Here is a 24223-nt window from a genome sequence, read left to right as displayed (position 1 = left end):
TCGTTCCGGTTCAGAATGAGTAGGAAACGCTCGCACTCACGAAATCACGGTCGGTCCGCTCATTGAACGGTTTGCCACCGAAAAAGTTTGTGTAGCCGATGTTGCCGGTGATTCTGTTCTGATATACGCCCTGCAGGGATATGCCCACGGCTTTGTTGCCCTCGTTGAAAGCACCGCCCGGTTGCGGGCTGTAGCCTTCTACGTCATGACTCCAGGCCAGCTGCGGAGACAGGTTGATGCCAGCGATGGCGTTCGGATAATCCCAGACCAGACGCGCGCGATAGCCCCACGAGAAGTCTGTAGTGAAGCCTTCGTTGTTGCAGTAGTTGGTGTTGATGTTTGCGCCACCGGCACAAATATCCGCACCGCCGAGAGTTGCCAGCGGAATTTCACCGACCCCGAAGGTACCGGAGCGGCCATACCGGGCCTCGTCATAGTCTGGCAGATCATGAACGTAGGTTGCCCCGAATTCCGTGATCAGAGACATACGGCTTGCGCCCATGACCTGGTCGAAGAACTTGATCAGGGTGAACTGAGCCTGCGACACGTTGAAGCGATCGAAACCGTCTACCGGTTGTCCGGCAAGCGATGCACCACCGGCCTCTGCCACGCGCTGACGTTCCAACAGACTCAAAGGAGTCTGGTTGCCATCAGCTGCGGTCCGGGCCTGAATGCCGCCGAGCAGCAGTTCAAACGCGTTCCACTGAAGCGGGACATTGTCACGGAAGCTGTACTCAGCACCCAGCGACCAGCCACCTGGCGTCGTGGTATTGATGCTGATGCCGTACAGGTTGATGTTCTCCGGGTACTCGATGAAGTAGCTCGGGAACGCAGCCGTTGGTTCATTCGGATTGTTGGTCTGCGTGCCCACCGGGCTGGCCGGGTTGTTTACCAGACCACTCACGTAAGGCAGACGGCTGTTGTACTTAATGTAGAAAAAGCCAATCTCCGAATCGTTCAGTTCGGGAACATACCAGCGCAAAGCCACGCCGAACTGATCCTTGGAGTCAGCATCCTGGTCACCCAGACGCGGCGCGATGAATCCTTGAGCAAACGCCTGGGAGTCGGGCAACTGTCCGGCAAGGAGAACAGGGCCACAGCCATCACCGGCGAAGTCGTTGGTCGAGAAGAAGGTGCCGCAATCATCCGGACGAACCGGCTCCCAGTCAGCCTGGACGAAAGCCTCAACGGTAACGTTCTCTGTCAGGCCCGCGGACGCGTAGAACAGCTCCACAGGCAAGAGAGCGTCTTTGAGCTCCGAGCCCGGGGCACGGAAAGCCGGCACGTCGATCGGGTTGATGACGTTGATGCCGCCCGGGATGAACGTACTCTCACCCCAGCTCACAACCTGTTTGCCGTAGCGCAAGCTCACCGGTACGTTACCAAAGTACCAGTCTGAGAAAACGTAGGCGTCAAGAATTTCACCGCCGGAGGCGTTGTCTTTGACGTCGTCATTCAGCTCACGTTGCTGACCCACGTCGTCAACCGCGCGATCCCCGTCTTTCAGTTCGAAATCGTAGAAATAACGACCACGCAGCAGACCGCCGACGCGGGTCAGATAGGTGCCGTTCACATCGTAGTTCAGGAACAGCTCACTGTTGCCCTTCACAACGTGGGAAACCAGATCACCCTTGTCGAAGTTGAGGTTGCCGTCGTCGTAGTTATTGGTGGAGGCACCAATGTTGGCCAATGGCTGGCCCGGCGCGAATTGCGGCCCCAGGTTACCCTGAGCGATCAGACGACGGTCACGCTCCTGAGTTCTCCAGGTCGCACCGTAGGACAGCGTGGTGTTGAACTGGGCTTCTACGTCGCCCACGTAAAAGGAATAAGCCATTGTCTGCCCGGACATGCCGGCCGCAACCGCCACGGCCAGCGGCAGTTTGCTCCACTGTCGCAAGTGTTGAGTTTTTTTTGTCATTGGAAGACTACTCCATTGTTGTTTTGAGTCGCTGCTCTGCTTGTTGGTATTCACGATGTCAGGAGGCGCTCCATGCACACTACTCGTGATACTGGCACTATAGCTAACGGCTTCGGGCGCTTTGATCAGTCAAAAGTATGATTTTGACACACAACCGGTCCCGGCCCGGTCACCTCGCACTGAATCACTATAGACAACAAAAACAGATGCAACCACCGAGGAGGTACGAAGCAAACAAGGATAGAGATGCACTTTAAAAACAGAGAAAGGATAAGAGGTCAGGTCGGATCTTCAAAACCAGGGAGAGAACCGTTCCTCCCCCCGGTTGGTGCTGGCGTGATCAGAGCAATTCGATGGCCATCGCCGTGGCTTCGCCGCCACCGATGCACAATGCAGCCACGCCCTTTTTCTTGCCATAGCGCCGCAGTGCGTACATCAGGGTGACCAGCAGCCGGGAGCCGGTAGAGCCAACAGGATGGCCCTGGGCGCAGGCGCCACCATGGATGTTCACCTTTTCCGGATCCAGACCCAGCTCGCGGATCGGCATCATGGCGACCATTGCAAACGCTTCGTTGATTTCGTACAGATCAACGTCGCCCTTGCTCCAGCCGGTTTTTGCGAACAGCGTCTCGATGGCGCCGACCGGGGCACAGGTAAATTCAGACGGATGCTGAGACTGGGTGCTGTGACCAACAATACGAGCCAACGGCTTGAGGCCGCGCTTCTCGGCTTCGGATTCGCGCATGAGCACCAGTGCCGAGGCACCGTCCGAAATGGAAGACGCGTTGGCGGCCGTCACGGTGCCGTCTTTGGCAAACGCCGGGCGCAGGCTCGGAATCTTCTCGATGTTGGCATTATGGGGCTGCTCATCGTCTTCCACGACCACATCGCCTTTGCGGGTTTTGACCGTGACCGGAATGATTTCGTCTTTCAGCAGGCCTTCCTCGATGGCTTTCTTGGCACGGGTCAGTGAGGTGATGGCGTACTCGTCCATTTCTTCACGGGTATACCCTTTCTTGTCCGCCATTTCCTGGGCAAAGGCGCCCATCAGGCGACCGGTTTCTGCGTCTTCCAAGCCGTCCAGGAACATGTGGTCCTGGGGCGCCTGACCCGGCCCCATGCGGAAGCCCTTACGCACGCCTTGAAGCACATAGGGGGCGTTGGACATGCTCTCCATACCGCCAGCCACCATGATGTCATTGGTACCGGCCTTGATCAGGTCGTGGGCGAACATTGCGGCCTTCATGCCGGAGCCGCAGAGCTTGTTGATGGTGGTGGCGCCAGTGTTGTCCGGCAGACCCGCCTTGCGCATGGCCTGACGGGCCGGGCCCTGCTTCAGGCCGGCGGGCAGGACGTTGCCCATGATCACTTCCTGGACATCCGCAGGCTGCAGACCGGCGCGCTTTACCGCCTCGGCGATGGTGATGGCACCCAGCTCAGGGGCGGTGACGTCGGCCAGGCTGCCCTGAAAGCCGCCCATCGGGGTGCGTACGCCGCTGACGATCACTACATTATCTGTGCTCATAGCTTGAATCTCTCTGTTGGTTTTAGGGTTTGTGAGCCGCTTCGAGGTATTCCTGTGACTGCATTTCCAGCAGTCGGGACTCGGTGCGCTCAAATTCGAAACTCAGCCGGCCACCGGCGTAGAGATCGGTAATAGGCGCCGCCGCGGACAGGATGACCTTGACGTTGCGGTCGTAAAACTCGTCGATCATGTTCACGAACCGCCGCGCCTGATCGTCCTTGTCGCCGCCCAGTACGGGCACGTTACTGATAATGATGGCGTGAAACTGGCGCGCGAGCTCAATGTAGTCGTTCTGGCTGCGGGGCCCGTCGCACACATCCTTGAAATCAAACCACACCACGTCGTCGGCGTGGGCGATGGCCGGAATCTTGCGGCCGTTGATCTCCATGGACTTGCTGTGTTTCGCCGCTTCCACCGCCAGCGCATCGTAACTGCTGCGCAAACTGACATCGGCCTCGGCATCCAGCGGGAAATGGTACAGCTCCGCCTGCTCCAGGGTACGCAGGCGGTAATCCACGCCCCCGTCGACGTTGACCACATCGGTGTGTTTTTTAACCAGCTCGATCGCAGGCAGAAAGCGGGCGCGCTGAAGCCCATCCTTATACAGTCCGTCAGGCACAATATTGGAGGTACAAACCAGGGTGACGCCACGGCTGAAGAGCCCGTCCATCAGCGTCGCCAGAATCATCGCGTCGCCAATGTCGGAAACAAAGAATTCGTCGAAGCAAATGACCCGGGTTTCATCGGCGAATTTTTTCGCCACCAGTTCCAGCGGGTTCTTCTCACCCTTCAGGGCTTTGAGCTCGTTGTGAACACGCTGCATGAACCGGTGAAAGTGCACCCGCATTTTCCGATCGAACGGCAGGGCCTCATAAAACGTATCCATCAGGTAGGTTTTTCCGCGGCCGACACCGCCCCAGAAGTACAACCCTTTGACCGGCTCCTGCCTGCCTTTTTTCAGTTTGATGCGGAGTTTTGCCAAACCTTTCTGACGCTGGCTTTCGGCGGCCACCAGTTTGTCGTAAAGTGACTGCAATCGCTGAACCGCATCGGCCTGGGCCGGATCTTTCTGGAAATCCGGGCGTTCAAGATCCTGCTGGTAGCGTTGCCAAGGGGTCATGTTAGCGGTCATCAAGCCTGTTCCCGAAGAGTGGTCGTTCATTTACGGCGGCGTATTGTGGCCGATTTTGGGTTTTTTCGCCATGTTCGCCCGGCCCGGAGGGACACGGTGAGCAGAGAAGGCAAGGGAGTACGACGCAATACGACGATTGGCGCAAGCATTGCGGATGGGCGCGGGCGATCTTGAACGTTATACTTCGACATTGGGCTGAGCTCTTCATATTGTTAAAGGACGACATATCTTATGACGAACCTGATTCTGGCAGCCGTTGCCGCATTGGTTGTTGGTGTGATCATTGGCGTACTGGTCGGTCGCTCCGGGCAGACTACGAATTTGCGCCAGCGCCGTGTCGAGCAACAGATTGAAGAACTGCGTAGTGAGTACACTCGCTACCAGGCTCAGGTGAATGAGCACTTTATGGAATCCGCCCATCTTTTGCGCCGCTTCAACGACGCCTACCGCGATGTGAATCAGCACATGGCGCGTGGGGCGAATCGTTTGTGTAATGATGAGGACTGGATGCAGGAGCTGGAACAGGAAGCCTCTCGCGCCCGGCTTGAAGGCGGCCGCGATGATGGCGTGGAACCGCCGCGGGATTACGCGCCCAAGGCAGGACCGGAAGATACCGGAACCCTCGCCGAAGACTTCGGGCTCAAGAAGGGCGACAAGCCGCCTACTTCAAAGGTCTGATCGTGCAGTGCAGTGATCAGACCGGGTTATCGCAATCGATAAACCGGTGATCCACATCAAACGCTTGCTCAAGCGCCTTACCCAACGCCTTCACACCGTAGCGTTCCGTGGCATGGTGGCCCGCCGCATAGTAGTGGATACCGCATTCCCTGGCGGTGTGAGTGGTCGGCTCTGAAATTTCGCCGCTGATATAGGCGTCCAGCCCGGCCTCCAGCGCCGTAGTAATGAAGCCCTGCGCGGCACCGGTGCACCACCCTACCCGTTTGATCTCTGATTTTCCCTCGCCAACCCACAGCGGTTCCCGGTGGAGCCGCTCGGAAATCTGTTGGCCGAACGCCTCCGGGCTGATCGCCTGCGGCAGCTCGCCCTCCCAGACCAGCCCGCCGAGTGGGCGGGGATTCTGGATACCGAGAACGTCGGCGAGTTGGCGATTGTTTCCGTAGTCCGGGTGGTCGTCTAGCGGCAGGTGATATGCGACCAGGTTGATGTCGTGGTCAAGCAGTTGCTTGATGCGCTGGCGTTTCATGCCCTGAATACGCTGGTCTTCGCCTTTCCAGAAGTAACCGTGGTGGACGATGATCATGTCGGCTCTGGCTTCGATGGCGGCATCGATCAGGGCTTTGGAGGCAGTGACGCCAGTGACGATGGTTTTGATCTCGTCTTTGCCTTCGACCTGGAGGCCGTTGGGGCAATAATCCTGGAAATTTTCTGGCTGAAGCCACTGCTCGATCGTGTTGAGAATGTCGTTGCGGTTTGCCATGCAGTCTCCGCCTTTCTTCAGACCTTGGAGTTATCGGCCTCGGGGGTTTACAGAGCTCTAATACCCTCAATCAAAGCATTATTCTGCTCTGGCGTTCCAATCGTGATTCTCAGGAACTCATTGATTCTGGGTTTGTTAAAGTGACGAACGATAATGCCCTGCTCTCGCAGGCCTTTAGCCAACGTTTCGCCCGCAGTGGTTTCGTGGCGGGTAAAGATGAAGTTGGCTTTGGACGGCAGCACTTCAAAGCCGAGACTTTCCAGTGCGCTGGTGACACGCTCGCGCTCAGAGATCACGCCATCGCAGCATTTCCGGAACCAGACTTCGTCTTCATAGGCGGCCTTTGCGCCCGCCAGTGCCAGTCGGTCCAGAGGGTAGCTGTTGAAGCTGTTTTTGACGCGATTCAGCGCTTCGATCAGATCCGGATGACCCACGGCAAAGCCGACGCGCAGACCGGCCAGTGAGCGTGCTTTGGAGAGCGTCTGCGAGACCAGCAGGTTCGGGTAGTGATCCACCAGTGTAATCGCACTCTCGCCGCCGAAGTCGATGTAGGCTTCATCAACCACCACCACACGGTCCGGGTTCGCCTGCAGAATCTCTTCTACGTGCGGCAGGCCGAGATAGCGACCGGTCGGGGCGTTCGGATTCGGAAAAATCACGCCGCCGTTAGGCTGCTGGTAATCGGCCGGGTTGATCTCGAAAGTGTCCGTGAGCGGCACGGTCTTGCCTTCGATGTTGTAAAGGCCGCAGTACACCGGGTAAAAGCTGTAGGTGACATCCGGAAACAGCACGGGCTCACCGTGCTGGAACAGGCCGTAAAAGATGTGCGCCAGGACTTCGTCCGAGCCGTTGCCGAGAAAGACCTGACCAGGGCTGACCTGATGGTAGTCGGCAATGGCCTGGCGCAGGCTGTCGCCTTCCGGGTCCGGGTACAACCGGAGGTTGTCGTTCAGCTCCGCTTTGATCGCTTCGATCACTTTGGGTGACGGGCCAAACGGGTTTTCGTTGGTGTTCAGCTTCACCAAATTCGCCATTTTCGGCTGCTCGCCCGGCACGTAAGGCACCAGGTCCTTGACCAGCGGGCTCCAGAATTTACTCATTGTTCACCCTTAATCCGATACTCCGCCGAACGGGCGTGGGCGGTCAGGCCTTCGCCCCGGGCCAACACAGAAGCAACACGCCCCATCCGGTCCGCGCCGCCAGCACTGAAACCGATGATCGACGAACGCTTCTGGAAGTCGTAAACCCCCAACGGCGAGGAGAACCGTGCCGTACCGCTGGTGGGCAGCACGTGGTTGGGCCCGGCGCAGTAATCGCCCAGGGCTTCGGCGGTGTAACGGCCCATGAAAATAGCACCGGCGTGACGGATCTCGTCAACCAGGGCTTCGGGGTTTTCAACGGAAAGCTCCAGGTGCTCCGGCGCAATGCGGTTGGAAACCACTGCCGCTTCGCTAAGATCGGCCACCTGGATCAGCGCCGCGCGGCCGGTCATGGAGGTGCGGATGATCTCGGCACGCTCCATGGTGGGCAGCAGCTTGTTAATACTGGCTTCCACCGCATCCAGAAACCCTGCGTCGGGGCTGATCAGAATCGATTGCGCCTGCTCATCGTGCTCGGCCTGGGAAAACAGGTCCATGGCGATCCAGTCCGGGTCGGTTTTGCCGTCACAAATCACCAGAATCTCCGATGGTCCGGCGATCATATCGATACCAACGGTGCCGAACACCTCCCGCTTGGCGGTGGCGACAAAAATATTACCGGGGCCCACGATCTTGTCGACAGCGGGAATGGTTTCAGTGCCATAAGCCAGCGCACCCACCGCCTGCGCGCCACCCACTGTAAAAACACGATCAACGCCCGCAATCGCTGCAGACGCCAGCACCATGTCATTCACCACGCCATCGGGCGTTGGCACCACCATAATCACTTCGCTCACCCCGGCCACTTTCGCGGGAATCGCGTTCATCAACACAGACGACGGATACGCTGCCTTACCACCCGGAACGTAGAGACCGGCGCGATCCAGCGGCGTCACCCTCTGGCCCAGAACCGTGCCGTCTTCATCCTCATACTGCCAGGACTTCTGGTTCTGTCGCTGGTGATAGTCCCGAATCCGCGCCGCCGCACTCTCCAGTGCCACCCGCTGATCCTGCGGGATCACCTCCAGCGCCGCTTGCAGCCGCGTCTGATCCATCTCCAGCTCGGAGACACTGCCAACTGTCAGGCGATCAAACTTCTCGGTAAATTCCAGCACCGCCTGGTCACCGCGGGTTTTCACCTCATGCAGGATATGACGCACCGACTCGTTCACCTGATGATCCACGCTGTCGTCCCAGGCCAGCAGTTTGGCCAGTACACTGTCGAAGTCACTTTGGGAGGCGTTTAATCTGGTGATATTGATATCGGTCATCTTGAGTTCCTGAGTCTGACTTGGTTAACCCCGATAAGAGTGTGCAAAGCCTTAACTTTCTCTCCGCTTTTCTACGGCAGCGGACATCTTTTCGATTATGGGGTTAATCTGCCCGTGTTTCATCTTCATGGACGCACGATTCACCACCAGCCGGCTGCTGATGTGTTCAATCAGGTCCCGCGACTCCAGACCGTTGGCCCTCAGAGTGTTTCCGGTATCGACAATATCGACAATCTCATCAGCCAGATCGAGAATCGGTGCCAGCTCCATCGCGCCGTACAGCTTGATGATGTCCGCCTGCCGGCCCTGGGCCGAGTAGTAACGGCGCGCCAGATTCACAAACTTGGTGGCCACGCGAATTCGACCAGCCGGCGCCGGCTTATCCTTGGGGCCCGCCGTCATCAGGCGGCAGCGCGAGATATTAAGATCCAGCGGCTCGTACAGCCCATCACCGCCGTGCTCCATCAGCACGTCCTTGCCGGTCACCCCCAGGTCCGCACCGCCGTACTGCACATAGGTCGGCACATCCGTGGCACGGATGATCAGCACCCGCACATTGGGATCCGTGGTGGGGAACACCAGCTTGCGGGATTTCTTGATGTCGTCGACCAGCTCAATGCCCGCCTCTGCGAGCAACGGCAGGGTTTCATCGAGAATACGTCCCTTCGACAGCGCGATGGTGATGGAATCGGTCATTGGTCCTTCCGGTTGCTGGGCCGTTTCAATCATGCTGGCAGGCGGCGAATGGTTCCGCCCAGCAGCTGCAGCTTCTCTTCAATACATTCGTAGCCGCGGTCAATGTGGTAGATGCGGTCCACAATGGTGTCGCCTTCTGCCACCAGGCCGGCGATTACCAGGCTGGCGGAGGCCCGCAGATCGGTTGCCATGACCGGGGCGCCGGTGAGGTGATCCACCCCCTTGATGATGGCCGCGTTACCTTCGAGGGTAATGTCCGCACCCATACGGATCAGCTCCTGCAGATGCATGAAGCGATTCTCAAACACCGTTTCCACGATGGTTCCGGTACCTTCAGCCACCGCGTTCATGGCCGCAAACTGCGCCTGCATATCGGTAGGAAAGGCCGGATACGGTGCAGTGCGGATGTTGACAGCTTTCGGGCGGTTGCCCTTCATGTCCAGCTCGATCCAGTCCGGCCCCGTGGTGATGTGAGCGCCGGCCTCTTCCAGCTTCAGCAACACGGCCTCCAGCAGGTCTTCACGGGTGTCTTTCAGCTTCACCCTGCCGCCGGTTGCGGCGGCAGCCACCAGATAGGTTCCGGTTTCGACACGGTCAGGCAGTACGTTGTAGTGACAGCCGTGCAGGCGTTCCACACCGTTGATTTCAATGGTCGCGGTGCCGTGACCTTTGATGTCGGCGCCCATGGCAATCAGGCATTCCGCCAGATCCACTACTTCCGGCTCGCGCGCGGCGTTTTCAAGAATGGTTTTACCGTCCGCCAGCGCAGCGGCCATCATCAGGTTTTCCGTACCCGTCACCGTCACCGTGTCGAGGAAAATGTGGGCACCTTTCAGGCGACCGTTGGTCTTCGCCTTGATGTAGCCGTTCTCCACCTTCACTTCCGCGCCCATCATTTCCAGACCGTGGATGTGCAGATTCACCGGCCGGCTGCCAATGGCGCAGCCACCCGGGAGCGACACTTCCGCCTCTCCGAAGTGCGCCACCAGCGGCCCCAACACCAGAATTGAAGCACGCATGGTTTTGACCAGTTCGTATGGCGCATGGAAATGCTTGATGGTGTTGGCGTGCACTTCCACGCTCATTTTCTCATCAATCAGCAACTCCACACCCATGCGCCCCAGCAGCTCGATCATGGTGGTCACGTCATTGAGGTGCGGCAGATTGCCCACGGTGACGGGTTCGTCCGCCAGCAGCGTGGCCGCCAGAATGGGCAGTGCGGCGTTTTTGGCGCCGGAAATCCGGATTTCGCCGTTCAGGGGCTTGCGACCCCTGATCAGAAGTTTGTCCACAATAGTCTTCCTGTTATTGGCGGGCCGTGATCAGCCCTGGCGCGCGGCCCACTCAGCCGGTGTGAATGCTTTCGGGTGCAGAGCGTGAATGGTGCCGTCCATAACCTGCTGGAACAGCGCCTTGTTGATCAGTTGCTGCCGCTTGATGGTCGGCAGGCCCTCGAAGACCTCCCCGACCACTACCACCATGTAATGGGTGCCATCGACCTGAACCTGAACCTCACAGTCCGGCAGGGCCTGCTTCACCAGCTCGGTAACTTCGGCGGCTTCCATAAAAAATCCTCGGGTGTTGATAAATCAGAGGCGAGATTGTACCCAATTCTGCGGGCCGGGTCAGCCGGACGTTTTGTCATGAAAACCCGGGAGCTGATCATCGAGGTTGCTGAGGGAAGCAAGCGAGACAAGCCGGTCACTGACACCGGCGAAGACCAGGGCGTGGCCCCGGGCAGCAGCGTGGCGCTGCCAGCAGAGTAACAGCGACAACACAACGCTGTGGGCGGACCCCATCGCCGAGAGATCCACCGTCAGGTTGCCCGCGGCAGAAGCGATCAGTGCCTCGCCCTCCTTGCGAACGGCGAGCACATTGAGCGGATCGATGGCCCCGCTCACCGTCAGGGTACTCCCCGCCAGAGTTGCCCGGGCCGGGGCTTGGGTCATGACTTGTCGACTTCGTCTTCAAGCTTCAGTGATTCGACGGCATCACTCCAACCGTCGATCACCGCCTGCACCTGACCACGATTCTGCTCCATCTCCTGAGCAAAGCGATCACGGAACGCGAGACCGATATTGATACCTTCCACGATGACGTTTTCCATCATCCAGCGGCCTTCGCTGGTTTTGTACATGGAATAGGTTACGGGGTAGCGATTACCGCTTGCGGTCTGCACTTCCATTTCAACCGTGGCACGATCACTGTTGCTGGCATTGATTTCCGCACCCTTGACCTTGATGCTGAAGTCATCGGCACTGACCAGTGCCTGGGCATAGCTGTCGAACATGCTGCGTTTGAACTTGACGACAAATTCATCCCTCTGTTCCGGCGAGGTCTGGCGGGCATAGCGCCCCATCACACGCGCCGCGATCCGGCGGAAATCGACGAACTCCCGCAGTTCCTTATCCATGCTGACGTAGAACGCTTCGGGATCGCGCTCATACAGACCTTTTTCTTCATTAAGCTTGTCGACCAGCCGCTGGGTGTTTTCATCGACGTACTGGATCAGCTCCTGCTCCTGCTGCGCCTGTACCGGAAGCGCCAGCGCCGCCATCACAAAGGCGATGAGCAGCATACTGCGTCTGATCAAAACCATGATTTTCTCCTGTAACATGTCCGTTCCTTTTGTCCCTTTATCCCGCATCTACCGAACTATTTGCCCGATGCAAAGTTGGTAATCAGGCGCTCGAGATTCATCGCCGACTGGGTTGAATAAAACGTGTCGCCCGCGTTGAGAGAGTCCATATCTCCGCCAATCGAGATATCAATGTACTGCTCCCCAAGCAGACCGGATGTACGTATTACTGCGGAACTGTCTGCGGGAATGTTGTCCACATCCGCATCTATCGTCAGTTCCACTCTCGCCTGAAAGGTGTCTCTGTCCAGGGTGACGCTTTTCACCGAGCCCACGGTGACCCCGGCCATGGCCACTTTACCCCGCGGAGTAATACCCCCCACGTCATTGAAGTTCGCATACAGGGTATACGTGTCAGCGTCGCTTTTCGGCGACAGGCCACTGACCTGTAGCGCCAGAAACATCAGCGCAGCCAGCCCTGCAATGATAAACAGACCGGTGACGATTTCAGTAGTTCTCTGGGCCATTTCCTGCTCCTGCTAAACGCTGTTGAATTCCACAACCGATCCGACTGCTCATACTGCTCAGAAGTCCCCGAACATGACAGCCGTCAGCACGAAGTCCAGGCCCAACACGGCCAGAGACGAATAAACGACGGTTTTGGTGGTGGCCGAACTGATCCCCGCTGACGTGGGCACGCAGTCATAGCCCTGGAACACCGCAATCCAGGAGCACACGAAGCCGAACACAACGGTTTTGATCACCCCGTTGAGCACATCCTGGGTGAAGCTCACCGAAGACTGCATATTACCCCAGAACGACCCTTCAAAGACCCCCAACCATTCAACACCCACCAACATGCCACCCCAGATCCCGACCACCGAGAAGATGGCCGCCAATATCGGCATGGCAATAAAACCGGCCCAGAGCCGGGGCGCGATCACCCGCCGCAATGGATCCACGCCCATCATTTCCATGCTGGACAACTGTTCAGTAGCTTTCATCAGACCAATTTCGGCCGTCAGCGCCGATCCTGCGCGCCCGGCAAACAGCAGGGCGGTCACCACCGGCCCCAGCTCGCGCACGAGCGTCAGCGCTATCATTTGTCCGATCGCCGCCTCTGAGCCGTAGTCACTGAGAATGGTGTAGCCCTGAAGCCCAAGTACCATGCCAATGAACAGGCCGGATACCACGATGATGGCCAACGACAGCACACCCACCGAATACAGCTGACGAACGAGCAGCGGGAAACCCACAGAAGGACGTGGCACACCGGTCAATACACCAGCGAGGAAACGCCCTGCCCGGCCCACAGTGGCAACCACATCGAGGCCCACGCGGCCGAGCGAAGCAATACGATCCATCATGCCGAACCTCCACCGAGTCCCCAGTCCGCTCCGGCGTCATCGGCCGGGTAGTGGAATGGCACCGGGCCGTCCGGGTGGCCGTTGAGAAACTGCTGCACCCGCTCGGAGGGGTGCTGCCTGAGTTCCTCGGGGGTGCCCTCTCCGATGATCTGGCCGTCGGCAACAATGCAGGCGTAGTGGCAGATACTGAGAGACTCAGGCACATCGTGTGACACCAGAACACTGGTCAGCCCCATCGACAGGTTCAGGTCCCGGATCAGCTTGACCAGAACGCCCATGGCGATGGGATCCTGGCCGGCGAACGGCTCGTCGTACATGATCAGCTCCGGATCCAGCGCGATACTGCGGGCCAGGGCCACCCGGCGGGTCATGCCACCGGAAAGCTCTGCCGGCATCAGACGCCGCGCACCGCGCAGCCCCACCGCCTCGAGCTTCATCAGCACGATGTCGCGGATCATGTCCTCCGGCAGCGCCGTGTGCACGCGCAACGGGAAGGCAACGTTCTCGAAAACGCTCAGGTCGGTAAACAGCGCGCCGCTCTGAAACAGCATGCCCATTTTTTCCCGCAGCGTGTACAACGCCTTACGCTTGAGCTGAGGAACCGGCTGCCCGGCCACCACGATGGAGCCGGAATCCGGCCGGAGCTGGCCGCCGATCAGCCGCAGCAACGTGGTCTTGCCGGTGCCGCTGGGCCCCATGATGGCGGTGATTTTGCCACGGGGGATGTCCAGACTGACACCATCGAAAATGCGTCGGCCCGAGCGGCTGAAAACCACGTCCCTCAGGGTTATGTAGGCGCCTGAATCCATAAACAGTCCCTTTCAGTGTGGGCTAACATTATGCGAAGCCGCGGTGAAGCTCAATCTGCACAAGATAAAATGTCCTGATGGCAACAATCAGATTCCCTGAACAAAAGCCCCGTAGCGACGGGAAGTGATATACTCCCGCCACATGACCAAGCCCCTGTGGCGACAAGGCCCTAACACGACGAAACCCAACGATGACAGAGTGCAAGCCGGAACCAGCATGAGCAACAGCAACAAGCCCACAGCCGACATCGAGCAGAAATACCGGGACGCAGCCATCCGCGCCATCGACATTGAAAAAGACGCCATCGCCGCGCTTTCGGATCGCATCGACGACGAATTCGTGCGGGCCTGCGAGGTTATCATGGCCTGTAAGGGTCGTGTGGTGGTGACCGGCATGGGTAAGTCCGGCCACATCGGCAACAAGATTGCCGCTACCCTCGCCAGTACGGGCACACCGTCTTTCTTTGTACACCCGGGCGAAGCCAGCCACGGCGACCTGGGCATGATTACCGGTCAGGACGTGGTCTTGGCCATCTCCAACAGCGGCAACACCAGTGAAGTAGTGACCATCCTGCCGTTACTGCGCCGCATGGGCGCACCGCTGATCAGCATGACCGGCAACGCGGATTCCACTTTGGCCAAAGAGGCCGTAGCCAATCTCGATGTCAGTGTTGCACTGGAAGCTTGCCCGCTCGGCCTGGCGCCCACCTCCAGCACCACCGCCACCCTGGTCATGGGCGATGCCCTGGCCGTGGCGCTGCTGGAAGCGCGAGGCTTCAGCGCCGAGGACTTCGCCTTCTCACACCCCGGCGGCAGCCTCGGCCGGCGATTGTTACTGCGGGTTTCCGACATCATGCACACCGGCGACCGGATTCCACGGGTTACCGGCGACACAACCCTCAGCGGCGCCCTGCTCGAGATTTCCCGCAAAGGGCTGGGCATGACCACCATTGTGGATGAAGCCGGTGAACTGACCGGAGTATTTACCGACGGCGATCTGCGCCGGACGCTGGATAAATCCATCGACGTGCACACCACCCCCATCAGCGACGTGATGACCCACAACGGCAAAACCATTCAGGCCGATCACCTGGCCGCGGAAGCCCTGAACATCATGGAAGAGCTGAAAATCAACGCGCTGCCGGTCACCGATGCAGACGGCCACCTGGTCGGCGCCATCAATATGCACGACCTGCTGCGCGCAGGCGTCATCTGAGGTGCCTGGCATGTCCGAATCCCTGCGTCCACAATGGCCGGCAAGACTTCTGAAGAAAGCGGCCAACATTCGTCTGCTGGCACTCGACGTCGACGGCATCATGACCGACGGCAAGCTGTTTTTCAGTGCCAACGGCGATGAGCTCAAGGGCTTCAATATCCTGGACGGCCTCGGCCTCAAACAGGTGATGGCCGCCGGCATTACCGTGGCGGTGATCACCGGGCGCTCGTCCCCCCTGACCCTGAAGCGGATGACCGACCTGGGCATCCCGCACCTGATGCAGGGGCGCGAAGACAAGCAGATCGCACTGCAGGAACTGGCGGACACCCTGGGCATCGAAGCGGAGGCCATTGCGTATATGGGAGACGACCTGCCCGACCTGCCCGCCATTCGCTTCGCAGGCCTGGGCATTACCGTTCCCAACGGTTACTGGCTGGTACGGGAGCAGGCCGATGTGTGCACCCTGGCCGCCGGCGGCAGCGGCGCGGTAAGGGAAGCCTGTGACCTGCTGCTGACAGCCATCGGCGAGCTTGACAGCACCCTTGCGCCCTACACCCGGGCCCACTGAGGATAACGCTGGCATGAACCGCAATCTCGTCTCCACCATGATGCTTGCCAATCATCCACTGCTGCGGGGAGTTGCGCTTGCCTGTACGGTTGTGGCCCTGATTGCACTGATGTGGCAGAGTGACGAACCCGTTCAACCGATCGATGCGGCAGCCCTTCGTGGCCAGTCTGAACCCGACGGCTTCGTGGTCAACGGCCGATACCTGTCATTCGACGATACCGGCAAGCTGACCGCGCGCTTCGAAAGCCCGCGAATTGAACAGTTTGAAGCCGACAATCTGGCCACCATGGAGTCGCCACGGGCGCAACTGTTCACCGAAGGCGAGACCGAACCCTGGCGACTGAGCGCGAATTCAGGCGTTCTGCAGGACAACAACGACCTGCTGGAGCTGGAGGGGAACGTTCATGTCATTCGCAACACCGAAGGCGGCCGCCAGGTGACGCTGACCACCACGCGACTGACGCTGGATAACGGCAGCCGCACGGTCTTTACCGACGCACCGGTGGAGCTGACCGATGCCTTCAGCGTTACCCGGGCAATCGGCATGAAGGGCTGGCTGGATGACCGCATACTCGAACTCGACTCACAAGTGGAAGGACGCTATGAGCCTGGCCAACAAGCCAAACCGTAAACTCATCGCCACGCTGGCAGCGCTGCTGTTTGCCGGCTCCGCCGCGGCGTTCAATCTGGACTCCAATGTACCCATTACCGTCAACGCGGATAACGCCAGGCTCGACGACGGCAAGGGCATTGCCACCTACACCGGCGATGTGGTGATGACCCAGGGCGAGACCGAACTGACCGCAGACCGGGTGGTGCTCTACCGGGATGAGACCGGCCTGCAGCGCATCGAAGCCTCCGGCCAGCCTGCGCACTACCGGCAGGCTGCCACAGAGGGCCAGGGCAAGACCGATGCGAAAGCACTGAACATCACCTATTCGGCACCCGAAAGCCTGCTGACGTTTGAAAAAGAAGCGGTCATCGAGCAGAACGGCAACCTGTTCCGGGGCGACATCATTCATTATGATAGCGTCCAGCGAGTGGTCACCGCCGAAGGTGCCGCAAACGACAACAATGGCAGCGGCCGAGTGGAAATGGTAATTCAGCCGCGCAGCCGCCAGAACACACAGGATCCGGATGGCAGTTCTCAGGGCCAGTAACCTGGCGAAAAGTTACAAGCAGAAGAAAGTGGTCATTGACGTCTCCCTGGAGATCCGCAGCGGCGAGATCGTTGGATTGCTGGGCCCCAACGGCGCCGGAAAAACCACCTGCTTCTACATGATTGTCGGGCTGGTTCCGGCGGACCACGGCCGCATCACCATCGACAGCCAGGACATCACACCCCTGCCCATGCACGGCCGGGCCCGCAAGGGTATCGGCTATTTGCCCCAGGAAGCGTCGGTTTTCCGCAAGCTGACCGTGCGCGACAACATCATGGCGATTCTGGAAACCCGCAAGGACCTCAGCAAGGCCGACCGCGATGCCAAGCTGGAGGAACTGCTGGAAGAGTTCCACATTACCCACATTCGTGACAGCGTCGGCATGGCGCTGTCCGGCGGCGAGCGGCGTCGGGTGGAAATCGCCCGCGCGCTGGCCATGGAGCCGGCGTTCATTCTGCTGGACGAGCCCTTTGCCGGGGTCGACCCGATCTCGGTCAGCGACATCAAGCAGATCATCCGCCACCTGCGCGACAAGGGTATCGGCGTGCTGATTACCGATCACAACGTGCGGGAAACCCTCGACATCTGCGAAAATGCCTACATTGTTTCCGGCGGCCACATCATCGCCTCAGGCAATTCCAGCGAGATTCTCGCTAATCAACAGGTGAAAGAAGTGTACCTCGGCAATGAGTTCCGGCTCTGATGTCATACTGGCCCCAATTGTCATGAACAAGACAAGCAAGTACACTCGGCAAAGAACTTGCTTGTTCGGGCAAGTGACCAGCATACATAGAATTTTTTGCAACCAGACAAAAGGCCGGTGCGATCGGGTGACGGATTCTGAACCATGGTTATGAAAGCGTCATTACAGCTGAAAATGGGTCAGAGCCTGACCATGACGCCGCAATTGCAGCAGGCGATCAGGCTTCTGCAGCTGTCAACGCTGGACCTCCAACAGGAGATCCAGCAGGCACTGGACTCCAACCCCATGCTCGAGACTCCGGAGGACGACGACACCCCGGAGGCGAATGACGATGCACGGGATACCGAGGCCGAGCAGGTCCAGGTAGAGGAGACTGCGGCTGCAGCCGAATCCGCCAGTGACTGGGACGAATCCGAGAACGGTCCCGACTGGGCATCCGAGAACGACATTCCCGACAACATTCCGGACGACCTGCCTGTCGACACCGCCTGGGACGACATCTACCAGTCTGCCCCGGCTCCGGCCTCTCGTAACGACGACGAGAATGACAGCGATTTCGAAACCCGCAATTCTCCTGCGGAAACCCTCCAGGATCACCTGGATTGGCAACTGAATCTCACGCCTCTGAACGAGCGGGACCGGGCCATTGCCCATGCCCTGATGGATGCGGTAGATGAGCGTGGGTATCTGACCTCGCCCATTGAAGAGATTCACTCCGGGCTGCTGGACGAAACCGAAGACGACCCGCTGGAGCTCGACGAAGTCGAAGCGGTACTGCATCGCCTGCAGCACTTTGACCCACCCGGCGTATTTGCCCGTGATCTGCAGGAGTGCCTGCTGATTCAGCTCAACCAGCTGCCGCCCGAGACACCCTGGCTGTCGCAGGCGCGCCTGGTGATCACCCATTACATTAACCTGCTGGGCAATCGTGACTACGCGCAACTGCTGCGCCGCAGCCGCCTCAAGGAAGACCAGCTGCGGGATGTCCTGACACTGATCACCAGTCTGAACCCGCGCCCGGGAGATTCCGTGGATCGGGCAGAGCCGGATTACGTCATCCCCGATGTGATCGTCCGCAAGCACAATGAGCGCTGGCGCGTCGAGCTGAACCCGGAAATCGCGCCACGCATCCGCGTGAACGCCAGTTACGCCTCGCTGATCAAGCGCGCTGACAGCAGCGCCGACAACACCTACCTGCGCGACCAGCTGCAGGAAGCCAAGTGGTTCATCAAGAGTCTGCAAAGCCGCAACGAGACGCTGCTGAAAGTCGCCACGCGGATTGTGGAGCACCAACAGGGCTTCCTCGATCAGGGCGAGGAATTCATGAAGCCGCTGATTCTGTCCGACATCGCCCAGGCGGTGGAGATGCATGAGTCCACCATCTCGCGGGTCACCACCCAGAAGTACATGCATACCCCCCGCGGCATCTTCGAGCTGAAATACTTTTTCTCCAGCCACGTCAGCACCGACGAGGGCGGAGAGTGTTCCTCCACCGCAATCCGTGCCATGATCAAGAAGCTGATTGCGGCAGAAACTCCGAAAAAGCCATTGAGCGATAGTAAAATTGCAGCCATGCTAGGAGAACAGGGCATCAAGGTAGCCAGACGGACAGTAGCCAAATATCGTGAGGCGATGCACATTCCGCCATCCAACGAGAGAAAGCGGCTGGTTTGACCCGACAGGATCCGCCGGTGGGACATTCGCCGGCACACCGTCAGCCCCTCATCCGGGGCGGGCACGATGACAACAGGAGACGCCTATGCAACTCAACATTTCAGGCCACCATGTAGAATTGACTCCCTCCCTGAAAGAATACGTGTCAGGCAAATTTGAAAAGCTCGAGCGCCACTTCGATCACATCAGCAACTGCCAGGTCACACTGGAAGTTGAGAAGGTGCGCCAGCTTGCGGAGGCAACTCTCCATGTCATCGGTGGTGAGATTCACGCAAAGGCAGAGAGTGAGGATATGTACGCCGCTATTGATGCATTGGTCGATAAGCTGGACCGTCAGATCCTCAAGCACAAGGAAAAGAACGTTGATCGCATGCACGGTAACGGCGCTCGCTAGGGCACTGCTTTACCAGCACTCAACCTGATCGAGCTGCGGCATGACACACGTGCCGCAGCCTTTTTTTTACGGAAACCTTCACGGAACTAAAGTCGATCCATGAGCGACACGTCCCTGACTATCGAAACCATTCTTTCCCCGGAGCTGACCCTTTGCCGGGTGGCCGCGTCCAGCAAGAAGCGGGTTCTGGAATTTATTGCAGAGCTTGTGAACCAGCAGGACGCCACACTCAGCGAAACGCAGATCTTCAACAATCTGATTTCCCGGGAAAGGCTTGGCAGCACTGGTATCGGCGAGGGCATTGCCATCCCTCACTGTCGCCTGGAAGGGCTTGACCGGGTGATCGGTGTGCTCCTGACCCTGGAAGACGGGGTGAGTTTTGACGCCATCGACAATCAGCCGGTAGACCTGGTGTTTGCCCTCATCGTTCCCAAGGAGGCCACCAGCGAACACCTCGAACTGCTCAGCCAGCTGGCGGAGAAGTTCAATGACCGGAATTTCTGTGATCAACTGCGGCAGTGCAGCGATGCCCCGGCGCTCTTCAGCCGAATGACTCAAAGCAGCGACTGACCGCATTCCAGCAGAGGCAACAGGCAATGAAACTGATCATAGTCAGTGGCAGATCCGGCTCCGGGAAGAGCACGGCGTTACATGTCCTTGAGGACCTGAGCTTTTACTGCATCGACAACCTGCCCATCGGCCTGCTGTTTCCACTGACCACAGAGGCCACCAGCCACAGTACGTCACCGGGGCGGTTGCGAAAAATGGCCGTCAGTATCGACGCGCGCAATCTTGCCGGTGAGCTGTCGAATTTCGAGACCATCTACCGCCAGCTTCAGGAAACAGGCGTGACCGTTGAGATTATCTACCTCGACGCCGACGAACAATCCCTGCTTCAGCGCTTTCATGCCACCCGACGCAAGCATCCGTTGAGTGATGACAAAACATCGCTGCGGGAAGCGATTGGCAACGAGAAAAAGCTGCTGGAGCCGCTATCGAAACTGGCCGATCTCTACGTCGACACCACCGGCCTGTCCATGTACGAACTCAGGGATATGGTCAAGCAACGTATTGTTGGCCGCAAGGATCAGGAACTGGCACTGCTGTTCCAGTCGTTCGGGTTCAAGCACGGCGTGCCACTGGACTCGGATTATGTCTTTGACGTGCGCTGCCTGCCGAATCCCTACTGGGATACAAGCCTGCGGCAGTTTGTGGGCACTGACCAACCGGTTATTGATTTTCTCGAGAAAGAACCGCTGACCCGCAAAATGGTGGACGACCTCACCGGTTTTCTTGAGAACTGGCTACCCTCATTCGCAGACAGCAACCGCAGCTACATGACCATCTCCATCGGTTGCACCGGGGGCCAGCATCGTTCAGTGTACGTATGCGAGCAGATCGGCCGGTATTTCCGCACCCGGTACAACAACGTCCAGGTTCGACACAGCGAGCTGCCTCACCTGCAGAACCGCGAGCTAACCTGATCCATCATGATCCGCCGCACCGTCACCATCATCAATAAACTGGGCCTGCATGCGCGGGCCACCGCCAAGCTGGTCGCCACCGCGTCGACCTACCGGAGCACTGTGAGAATCAGCAGCAAGGGCCGGGAGGTGGACGCCAAGAACATCATGCAGGTGATGATGCTGGCGGCGAGCAAGGGGACCGAAGTGGAGCTGGTGGCAGAGGGCCCGGACGAAGAGGCTGCCATCGACGCACTGATCGAACTCATTAACGACTACTTTGGCGAGGGTGAGTAGCGCTCAGTCACCTGCGACATTCACCTACAACTCTTTCTCACCTGTGACGCCTAACTCCGCTATAATGCGAAGGTTTTCTGACTGTGGGTGATTCATGACCGATATTCTGGAAAAAAGCCAGGCCCGCCAGCGCCTTCGCTCTCTCAGCGAAGCGCTGGACAGTGGTGCGCTGAAACAGGTTGCCCGCATCCTGAATGGCGGCCTGAGCCCCAGCGATATCGCCCACCTGCTGGAATCATCGCCACCTCGCCAGCGTGCACTGCTGTGGAATCTGGTCGACAAGCAACTGGAAGGCGAGGTTCTCCAGTACCTCAATGACGACATCCGGGGCTACTTTCTCAGTCAGCTGAACGCCCAGGAACTGGCCGACATCATCGAGGATTTCGAATCCGACGATCTCGCCGACTTACTGCAGCAGCTGCCGGACACGGTTATCCAAGAAGTGCTGGATACCATGGACGAGCAGGACCGGCAACGGGTAGAGGAAGTACTCGCTTACCCGGAGGACACCGCCGGCGGCCTGATGAACACCGACACCATCACGGTGCGGCCCGACATCAGCATCGACGTGGTACTTCGTTATCTTCGCCGCCACCGTAACCTGCCACCAATGACTGACAGCCTGATCGTGGTCAGCCGGCGGGATGAATTCATCGGCATGCTGCCGATCACCAAGATGCTGGTGTCGAACCCGGCGTCAACGGTCCGGGAGGTGATGGATACCGATATCGAGCCGATTCCGGTCACCCTGTCCGACACCAAGGTGGCGACCCTGTTTGAGCGTTACGACCTGATCTCCGCACCGGTGGTCAACGACGAGGGCCACCTGCTCGGGCGCATCACCATCGATGACGTGGTGGATGTTATCCGTGAAGACGCCGACCACTCCCTGATGAGCATGGCCGGTCTGGACGAAGACGAAGACACCTTCGCGCCTATTCTGAAAACCACGCGGCGCCGCGCGGTGTGGCTGGGCATCAACTTGCTCACCGCATTCACCGCCTCCGCGGTTATTGGTCTGTTTGAGGAAACCATCGCCAAGGTGGTGGCGCTGGCCGTGTTGATGCCGATTGTTGCCAGCATGGGCGGCATTGCAGGCAGCCAGACCCTGACCCTGGTCATCCGCGGCATGGCCGTGGGGCAGATCAGCGGCGCGAACGTCGGCTGGCTGCTCAACCGGGAGTTTGTAGCGGGCATTCTCAATGGTCTGTTGTGGGCCGTTGTGGTGGCGACCGCCGCTACCCTCTGGTTCCAGGATTATCTGATCGGCGCCATCATTGCGGCGGCTCTGGTCATCAACCTGGTCGCAGCCGCGCTGGTAGGCACCGTGCTGCCGCTGTTTCTCAAGTCACGCAACATCGACCCTGCCCTGGCAGGCAGCGTGATCCTGACCACGGTAACCGATGTGGTAGGCTTCATGTCTTTCCTCGGCCTGGCCACCCTGTTTTACGCATAGGCAATACCATGACTGATCACGACAACGACAGCCCCGAATACCTCGGGCCCAGCAAATCCCAGCTCAAGCGGGAATCCCATGCGCTCCAGGACATCGGCAAGCGGATGCTGGAACTGAGCAACGATCAACTTGATACGCTGAGCATCAGCGACACGTTGCGGGCGGCCATCGAGGAGTCCCGGCGGATACGCCAGAACGAGGCGAAGCGCCGGCACCTGCAGTACATTGGCAAGGTCATTCGTCAGGAAGACGACCCCGAGGGTCTGAGGCGTGCCATCGATGCCTTTGACGCCGGCAGCGAAGAGCACACTCGCCGTCATCACCTGGCAGAACGATGGCGCGACCGGATGATCAGCGAGGGTGACCCGGCGGTGGGTGAATTTCTCGATTACTGTCCTGGCGCCGACGTGCAGCACCTCCGCAACCTTGCCCGTAATGCCCGGAAAGATGTGGAGAAGCAAAAAAACACCGGACAGGCGAAGAAGCTTTTTCGCTATCTGCGGGAATGCATTGACGACATCGCCTAACTCGCCAGACCAGCATCAGCCGCGGGTCAGGCGCCGATGTTCCCACACCGGCATGCGGCTGCGCACGTTGTTGAGGTGATCCGTGTCGAGCCCGGCGGTGATCACCCCCGGCCCCTCATCAATTTCTGAAACCACTTTTCCCCAGGGGTCGCAGATCAGACTGTGACCATAGGTGCGACGGCGCTCGCTGTTCTGCCCGCCCTGCCCGGGGGCAACCACCCAGATCTGATTCTCGATGGCACGGGCGCGGATCAGTGCATGCCAGTGGGCGTCGCCGGTTTGCCAGGTGAATGCGCTGGGTAGACACACCCAGTCAACGCCCAGCTCTCGCAGGGCCCTGAACAGCTCCGGGAACCTCAGGTCGTAGCAGACCGCCAGTCCCAGAAGCCCGGCCGGTGTCGGCACGGTCACCAGCGCGTCACCGGGCTCGAACGTGTCGGACTCGCGATACTGCCCATGAGCGTCTTCCACCGTGGCATCAAACAGGTGGATCTTGTCGTAGCGAGCCACTTCCCGCCCCTGATCGTCAAACACCAGGCAACTGGCTCTTGCCCGCCCCTCGATCATGGAACCGTCAGGACGGTTTGCCAGCGGCAAAGAGCCCCCCACAATCCACAAGCCCAGTTGGCGTGCCTGCTCCGCCAGGAAGCGACGGATCACCGGCTCGGCCGAGACTTCCTGCTGGCCGCACGCCACCATCTGCGAGGTCGCCAGCACCGCAAAGTTCTCCGGCAACACCGCCACCCGGGCACCCATCTTCGCCGCTTCCGACAACAGTCGCCCTGCCTCGGCGAGATTCGCCTGCAGGTCGTGCGTACTCACCATCTGTATCGCGGCTACGATCTGATCGGATGGATTCGTCATCAGCAGACTCCCCTAGTTTGTTCCACCG

General features: G+C 59.1%; 28 protein-coding genes. 13 read left to right on the top strand and 15 right to left on the bottom strand.

The genetic code is table 11. The annotated features are described in order from the left end of the window. Positions 1 to 10: 10 nt before the first annotated feature. The 3 genes from R0125_RS04295 to zapE all read right to left on the bottom strand — a co-directional run bounded on the left by R0125_RS04295 (position 11) and on the right by zapE (position 4563). Positions 11 to 1918, bottom strand: a complete 1908-nt coding sequence (locus tag R0125_RS04295; RefSeq protein WP_317237256.1) for a DUF1302 domain-containing protein — start codon at positions 1916 to 1918, stop codon at positions 11 to 13. Positions 1919 to 2258: 340 nt separating this feature from the next. Next, positions 2259 to 3443 (bottom strand): thiolase family protein, encoded by a 1185-nt coding sequence (locus tag R0125_RS04290; RefSeq protein ID WP_317237255.1) that lies wholly within the window; start codon positions 3441 to 3443, stop codon positions 2259 to 2261. 22 nt (positions 3444 to 3465) lie between these two features. Further along, entirely contained in the window at positions 3466 to 4563 is a 1098-nt protein-coding gene (zapE, locus tag R0125_RS04285; protein ID WP_317237959.1) for a cell division protein ZapE, read from the bottom strand. A gap of 243 nt (positions 4564 to 4806) precedes the next feature. Between zapE and R0125_RS04280 the strand changes: the two genes are divergently transcribed. Then, complete coding sequence (locus R0125_RS04280) at positions 4807 to 5253, top strand: YhcB family protein (protein WP_317237254.1); 447 nt, start codon at positions 4807 to 4809, stop codon at positions 5251 to 5253. Positions 5254 to 5269: 16 nt separating this feature from the next. Here the strand turns inward: R0125_RS04280 and R0125_RS04275 are convergent, their stop codons facing one another. From R0125_RS04275 to R0125_RS04225, 11 genes are read right to left on the bottom strand one after another with little or no spacing between them, the layout of a single operon-like run. Then, entirely contained in the window at positions 5270 to 6013 is a 744-nt protein-coding gene (locus R0125_RS04275) for a Nif3-like dinuclear metal center hexameric protein (protein WP_248182978.1), read from the bottom strand. Positions 6014 to 6060: 47 nt separating this feature from the next. Then, positions 6061 to 7113 (bottom strand): histidinol-phosphate transaminase, encoded by a 1053-nt coding sequence (gene hisC / locus R0125_RS04270; protein ID WP_317237253.1) that lies wholly within the window; start codon positions 7111 to 7113, stop codon positions 6061 to 6063. Further along, positions 7110 to 8423 (bottom strand): histidinol dehydrogenase, encoded by a 1314-nt coding sequence (hisD, locus tag R0125_RS04265; RefSeq protein ID WP_317237252.1) that lies wholly within the window; start codon positions 8421 to 8423, stop codon positions 7110 to 7112. The genes hisC and hisD overlap by 4 nt, the downstream gene beginning before the upstream one ends. A 51-nt stretch (positions 8424 to 8474) precedes the next feature. Beyond that, the gene (hisG, locus tag R0125_RS04260; RefSeq protein WP_317237251.1) at positions 8475 to 9119 is read right to left on the bottom strand and encodes an ATP phosphoribosyltransferase; all 645 of its coding nucleotides are present in this window, start codon (positions 9117 to 9119) and stop codon (positions 8475 to 8477) included. 29 nt (positions 9120 to 9148) lie between these two features. Beyond that, positions 9149 to 10411, bottom strand: coding sequence for a UDP-N-acetylglucosamine 1-carboxyvinyltransferase (gene murA, locus R0125_RS04255; RefSeq protein ID WP_248182970.1), 1263 nt, complete (start codon positions 10409 to 10411; stop codon positions 9149 to 9151). Between the two features lie 30 nt (positions 10412 to 10441). After that, positions 10442 to 10684, bottom strand: coding sequence for a BolA/IbaG family iron-sulfur metabolism protein (locus R0125_RS04250; RefSeq protein WP_248182968.1), 243 nt, complete (start codon positions 10682 to 10684; stop codon positions 10442 to 10444). A 60-nt stretch (positions 10685 to 10744) separates the two neighbouring features. Beyond that, positions 10745 to 11068: a lipid asymmetry maintenance protein MlaB gene (locus R0125_RS04245; protein WP_317237250.1), complete on the bottom strand. Its 324-nt coding sequence runs from the start codon at positions 11066 to 11068 to the stop codon at positions 10745 to 10747. Beyond that, entirely contained in the window at positions 11065 to 11718 is a 654-nt protein-coding gene (locus R0125_RS04240) for an ABC transporter substrate-binding protein (protein ID WP_317237249.1), read from the bottom strand. The genes R0125_RS04245 and R0125_RS04240 overlap by 4 nt, the downstream gene beginning before the upstream one ends. Positions 11719 to 11774: 56 nt before the next feature. Then, positions 11775 to 12224: an outer membrane lipid asymmetry maintenance protein MlaD gene (gene mlaD, locus R0125_RS04235; protein ID WP_317237248.1), complete on the bottom strand. Its 450-nt coding sequence runs from the start codon at positions 12222 to 12224 to the stop codon at positions 11775 to 11777. A gap of 57 nt (positions 12225 to 12281) precedes the next feature. After that, positions 12282 to 13064, bottom strand: coding sequence for a lipid asymmetry maintenance ABC transporter permease subunit MlaE (gene mlaE, locus R0125_RS04230; protein WP_248182959.1), 783 nt, complete (start codon positions 13062 to 13064; stop codon positions 12282 to 12284). Continuing rightward, positions 13061 to 13873, bottom strand: coding sequence for an ATP-binding cassette domain-containing protein (locus tag R0125_RS04225; RefSeq protein ID WP_317237247.1), 813 nt, complete (start codon positions 13871 to 13873; stop codon positions 13061 to 13063). The genes mlaE and R0125_RS04225 overlap by 4 nt, the downstream gene beginning before the upstream one ends. A 217-nt stretch (positions 13874 to 14090) precedes the next feature. Between R0125_RS04225 and R0125_RS04220 the strand changes: the two genes are divergently transcribed. The 12 genes from R0125_RS04220 (at position 14091) to yjgA (ending at position 23331) form a co-directional block, all read left to right on the top strand. Beyond that, the gene (locus R0125_RS04220; protein WP_317237246.1) at positions 14091 to 15089 is read left to right on the top strand and encodes a KpsF/GutQ family sugar-phosphate isomerase; all 999 of its coding nucleotides are present in this window, start codon (positions 14091 to 14093) and stop codon (positions 15087 to 15089) included. A gap of 10 nt (positions 15090 to 15099) precedes the next feature. Continuing rightward, the gene (locus R0125_RS04215; RefSeq protein ID WP_317237245.1) at positions 15100 to 15657 is read left to right on the top strand and encodes a KdsC family phosphatase; all 558 of its coding nucleotides are present in this window, start codon (positions 15100 to 15102) and stop codon (positions 15655 to 15657) included. Between the two features lie 13 nt (positions 15658 to 15670). Beyond that, complete coding sequence (gene lptC, locus R0125_RS04210; protein WP_317237244.1) at positions 15671 to 16288, top strand: LPS export ABC transporter periplasmic protein LptC; 618 nt, start codon at positions 15671 to 15673, stop codon at positions 16286 to 16288. Further along, positions 16260 to 16817: a lipopolysaccharide transport periplasmic protein LptA gene (gene lptA, locus R0125_RS04205; protein WP_317237243.1), complete on the top strand. Its 558-nt coding sequence runs from the start codon at positions 16260 to 16262 to the stop codon at positions 16815 to 16817. Before lptC ends, lptA begins: the two co-directional genes overlap by 29 nt. Next, positions 16795 to 17520, top strand: a complete 726-nt coding sequence (gene lptB / locus R0125_RS04200; protein WP_248182949.1) for an LPS export ABC transporter ATP-binding protein — start codon at positions 16795 to 16797, stop codon at positions 17518 to 17520. Before lptA ends, lptB begins: the two co-directional genes overlap by 23 nt. Positions 17521 to 17664: 144 nt before the next feature. Continuing rightward, positions 17665 to 19194 carry an RNA polymerase factor sigma-54 gene (locus R0125_RS04195; RefSeq protein ID WP_317237242.1) on the top strand — a complete coding sequence of 510 codons (1530 nt, stop codon included), beginning with the start codon at positions 17665 to 17667 and terminating at the stop codon, positions 19192 to 19194. 85 nt (positions 19195 to 19279) lie between these two features. Beyond that, positions 19280 to 19588, top strand: coding sequence for a ribosome hibernation promoting factor (gene hpf, locus R0125_RS04190; RefSeq protein WP_317237241.1), 309 nt, complete (start codon positions 19280 to 19282; stop codon positions 19586 to 19588). A gap of 99 nt (positions 19589 to 19687) precedes the next feature. Then, positions 19688 to 20158, top strand: coding sequence for a PTS IIA-like nitrogen regulatory protein PtsN (gene ptsN, locus R0125_RS04185; RefSeq protein WP_248182946.1), 471 nt, complete (start codon positions 19688 to 19690; stop codon positions 20156 to 20158). A 26-nt stretch (positions 20159 to 20184) separates the two neighbouring features. Then, entirely contained in the window at positions 20185 to 21072 is an 888-nt protein-coding gene (gene rapZ, locus R0125_RS04180; protein ID WP_317237240.1) for an RNase adapter RapZ, read from the top strand. A gap of 6 nt (positions 21073 to 21078) precedes the next feature. Next, positions 21079 to 21348 carry an HPr family phosphocarrier protein gene (locus tag R0125_RS04175; RefSeq protein WP_317237239.1) on the top strand — a complete coding sequence of 90 codons (270 nt, stop codon included), beginning with the start codon at positions 21079 to 21081 and terminating at the stop codon, positions 21346 to 21348. Positions 21349 to 21442: 94 nt separating this feature from the next. Then, positions 21443 to 22804, top strand: a complete 1362-nt coding sequence (gene mgtE / locus R0125_RS04170; RefSeq protein ID WP_248182943.1) for a magnesium transporter — start codon at positions 21443 to 21445, stop codon at positions 22802 to 22804. An 8-nt stretch (positions 22805 to 22812) separates the two neighbouring features. Continuing rightward, a complete protein-coding gene (gene yjgA, locus R0125_RS04165) occupies positions 22813 to 23331 on the top strand; it encodes a ribosome biogenesis factor YjgA (protein WP_248182942.1) in 519 nt (172 codons plus the stop codon). Between the two features lie 15 nt (positions 23332 to 23346). Here the strand turns inward: yjgA and R0125_RS04160 are convergent, their stop codons facing one another. Then, positions 23347 to 24195 (bottom strand): carbon-nitrogen hydrolase family protein, encoded by an 849-nt coding sequence (locus R0125_RS04160; protein ID WP_248182941.1) that lies wholly within the window; start codon positions 24193 to 24195, stop codon positions 23347 to 23349. Positions 24196 to 24223 lie beyond the last annotated feature (28 nt).

The organism is Marinobacter sp. M-5 (genome assembly GCF_032911545.1).
GTDB classification, from domain to species: domain Bacteria; phylum Pseudomonadota; class Gammaproteobacteria; order Pseudomonadales; family Oleiphilaceae; genus Marinobacter; species Marinobacter goseongensis.
The sequence above is the reverse complement of the archived record's forward strand: the minus strand, read 5'-3'. Positions and strand labels throughout refer to the sequence as shown.